Annotated in this window: 1 protein-coding gene; it reads left to right on the forward strand. The window is 75.1% G+C overall.

The genetic code is table 11. The annotated features are described in order from the left end of the window. Positions 1-16: 16 nt before the first annotated feature. Positions 17-345, forward strand: a 329-nt coding sequence (locus tag ACYF6T_RS44720) for an acyl carrier protein (protein ID WP_461703731.1), incomplete at its 3' end; no start/stop codon positions are given.

The following is a 345-nucleotide window of genomic DNA, read 5'->3' on the forward strand; positions in this document are numbered from 1 at the left end:
TCAGCGAAGCGGATTCGTGCCGCTGAGCGATCAGCAGGGCACCGCGCTGTTCGACATGGCCTTCGAGGACGGCGGTGCCCACCTGGTGGCGGCGCACTTCGACCGGCGTGCGCTGGCCGGACAGCAGCCGGAGGCGGTCCCCGCGATGATGCGGGCGCTGGTGAACACGGCCGCGGGCCGCAAGCGGCCGGTCGCCGGGTCCGGTGAGACGTCCGGCGACCTGACGAGGCGGCTGGCCGGTCTGCCCGAGGCCGAACGGCACCGGGTGCTGCTGGACCTCGTACGCTCGCACGCCGCCGCGGTGCTCGGTCATCGCGACGCGGACGCGGTGCGCGCGGACGCCGC

This window comes from Streptomyces sp. 7R007 (genome assembly GCF_054850255.1).